The following is a 2,264-nucleotide window of genomic DNA, read 5'->3' on the forward strand; positions in this document are numbered from 1 at the left end:
GAACGAAGCGTTCTCGAAGAGCGATCCGGAACTCGGATGCCTGCCACCCAGGTGTCGCGAAGAGGTCGGCGTAGGTCTGCGCCACGCTCGAGTACCCTCCCCAGGTCGCTATTGCGCGCTTGTCCATTGCGAGCACCCGCACCTCGTCGCCCTGAGGAAGCCCGTTCAGGTCGACCGTCGGCGGCAGATAGACGAGGTGTCTTCGGAAGTCCGCGACTGTGCGGCCACTGAGATGAGCACGTGCCGCGACGGGCCCACCCAGGGCGTACGGCCCCCGGCTCGAATCGAGGAAAGGGCTGATAGCGTCTCTCGTCGTCCAAGCAACGGTGTCGTGCGCGAGGTTTCGCCAGGCGCAAATCATCGTCAGCACCTTGTCGATGCTCACTACGGCCAGTCCGCCATGCCTGTATCGATCGACGGTCCCGTTGCCTTCGAGGCGTTCGAGCGCCAGGTATGCCGTTGTGCTCGGTACGCCTGCTTCGAACGCGAGGTCAGCGACGTTCGCCCAGGCCCGTTGGCCCTCGATGGCGCGATCGGCCAGAACGCGCCAGACGAGCTCGTTCCCCTTCATGCCGACCGCCTTTGTCGGGTTTCCTGTAACGGCGTTTACAGGTTTATATGAAACCCTGATTCCAGGAAATCCGGAAGTCCTCGTCGTGTTTCAGCGGCTCGTGGCGCCATCGCAACCTGGACGCCACCTGAGCATCGTGCTCATTACTATGGCGTTGCCAACGCATTTATAGAGCAAAGTGCTCATTTGGTGTCAAGTGTCCGAGGGCTTCGTTTTACCGCGGGAGTGACAACTTCGCTGATGTCTCTACAATCCCGATTTATCAAGGATTTTTGCCCGTATTTTGCCCGCGAACTGTTTGCCGTAGCCTGTTTTCGGGGGTCGCGCGATGTTGTTCGAGTTCTCAAACTTCCGCGTGATTCCGCGGTTTTCGTCGGTTTGAGTCGGGTTGAGCATTATGCTCAGTCGTGTTCGAGTCCCTCCAGGGGTCTCGAGTCGTCCCCGCTCGTTTCCACGGCGAGGGCTGGTCCGTCGGGCAGGTTTCGGCCACTATCGGAGCATGGTCTCGACCTTCGGCTGGCTTGACACCGACTCCGAACAACGCAGACGCATGCTGGAGGTTGTCGACCTCTTCAAGGAAGAAGGAACGGTCGACGAACTGGGCATCGGGTCGATCCGGGACGCGCTATCCGACATCCTGTTTCCCGGCACTTCCGTCTTACACACGCGGCTTCGATATGTGCTCTTCATCCCTTGGTTGATGCAGTTGGCGACCCGTAAACCATCACCGGAGGAGATGGGCGCCGACTTCCGCAACCTGGAGTACCGGTTGATTCCCAGCCTGCTCGGTGGGGGCGAAAGCACCGGGGTGTTTGGCCGCGTCGTTCGTCACAACCTGAAGAACCTGCCGAGCAGCGCCTATTGGGGATCGCTCGCCGCATGGCAGATAGTGACCGTCGACTCGGCTGGGTCCTACTTCCGACGTCAGCACGACTACCGGCAGCTGCAAAGGCGCACTGTGGTTGCAGACGATCCGGAGTCGCGGGATCGAGCCCCGATCACGGGCATCGACGCTAACCTGCATGGCCCCCCGTGCGGCCTGATGAAGGCGGTTGATTTCGAGCTGACTCCTGAGGACGAGCAGTACCTCTCGTATCAGATCGGTTCCGCCACAACAGGTTCGCTGTTGTCGTGGCTCATCCAGGACCAGCCCGGCAACTCGCCTCACTTTGCATGGGATGTGGACAATCTGTCAGCAGCTCCCGTGCAGCTTCGCAGCGCGGTCGACCACGCGAGACGGTTCAGTGTGTCCATCCATGGAGCGCACGCCCTCTACAACCTGCTTCTTGCGGAGAAGGCGGGGAACGAAGCGCTCACGACCGGCTATCGCTCGGAGATTGGGCTGTGGCGCGAAGAGCTGGGGGCGTCCGAAGCGCTGGAGGCTTGGAATCGCGGTGATTGGTGGGCAACGATCCATCGGCAGAACCCACGGCTACGCCCCATCACGAAAGCCTTTGTTGATCGGTGGCTCGAACTGATCGCGGCGGATGACGACATCGCGGAGAGCGATGAGGCGCGTCGGCTGATCAACACGAGGGAACGCCAGATCAAGGGCGGCCGTGCGCGTTTGGTGAATCAGTCCGCCCTCGACCGATGGAGCGGCAGGAGCGGAATGGGCCGACTCAGTTATCGCTGGGAAGTCGCTCAACGACATCTGCAGGATCTCTACGCCGCGAGGGTGGCGTCGTGACGC

2 protein-coding genes are annotated in these 2,264 nt (G+C 61.1%); one reads left to right on the top strand and one right to left on the bottom strand.

Annotated elements, in window-relative coordinates:
- The coding region (locus AC1DP3_RS18155; protein WP_477295748.1) for a hypothetical protein at positions 1-571 on the bottom strand (571 nt) is incomplete at its 3' end.
- Between the two features lie 499 nt (positions 572-1,070).
- Here AC1DP3_RS18155 and AC1DP3_RS18160 point away from each other — a divergent pair.
- A complete protein-coding gene (locus tag AC1DP3_RS18160; RefSeq protein WP_477295750.1) occupies positions 1,071-2,261 on the top strand; it encodes a DUF6361 family protein in 1,191 nt (396 codons plus the stop codon).
- Positions 2,262-2,264 lie beyond the last annotated feature (3 nt).

The organism is Microbacterium sp. P5_B6 (genome assembly GCF_056400345.1).

What these genes read in the sequence shown, in the direction of transcription:
- AC1DP3_RS18160 (WP_477295750.1), top strand. Translation starts at nt 1,071, where the DNA reads ATGGTCTCGACCTTCGGCTGGCTTGACACCGACTCCGAACAACGCAGA.